Annotated in this window: 1 protein-coding gene; it reads right to left on the bottom strand. The window is 46.1% G+C overall.

What is annotated here, in order from left to right:
• Window positions 1–722 (bottom strand): DNA primase (locus R8O10_RS25025; protein WP_318191930.1); only part of this gene is annotated, 722 nt, incomplete at both ends.

Below are 722 nucleotides of genomic sequence, written 5' to 3'. Positions count from 1 at the left end.
GTATGCTCTCAACGCAGACTTACCTTCGTTGTTACCCAAATTAATTTGGTGTAACTCAATCAAGTTGTCAAAAAGGTAGCTCGATAGTGGTGTCGCTTGTTCTATTTGTTGCTCGAACGCGGCTTTGCCGTATTTACGAACGTAGCTGTCTGGGTCTTCCCCATCAGGTAAGAATAAGAACTTCAATGTGTTCCCGGTTTTGAGGAATTGAAGTGCGTTTTCTAACGCTCGCCATGCCGCTTCTTTACCTGCTCGGTCGCCATCGTAACAACACACCACGGTATTGGTTTGGCGGAACAACATTTGAATATGATCGCCCGTTGTCGAAGTGCCTAGCGAAGCGACGGAATAATCTACGCCGTACTGAGCCAGAGCGACAACGTCCATATAGCCTTCAACCACCAAAATTTGTGCTGGTTCACGATGCGCTTGTAACACTTCGTACAGGCCATAAAGCTCTTTGCCTTTATGGAATATTGGCGTTTCCGGTGAGTTGAGATATTTTGGCGTACCTTCACCAAGTACTCGACCACCAAAGCCAATTACTCGACCACGACGGTCACGAATTGGAAACATAATACGACCACGAAAGCGGTCATAACGGTTGCCTTTGTCGTTTTCAATCAGCATGCCACCAGTGACAAGCATGTCTTGATTGTCTTTATTCTGGCCGAAGTTTTTACGGACTAAATCCCATTCTTCAGCCACATAACCAATGCCAT

The organism is Vibrio sp. 1727, from assembly GCF_033344415.1.
In the GTDB taxonomy this organism is placed as follows: domain Bacteria; phylum Pseudomonadota; class Gammaproteobacteria; order Enterobacterales; family Vibrionaceae; genus Vibrio; species Vibrio alginolyticus.
This window is presented reverse-complemented; position numbering and strand designations above follow the sequence as displayed.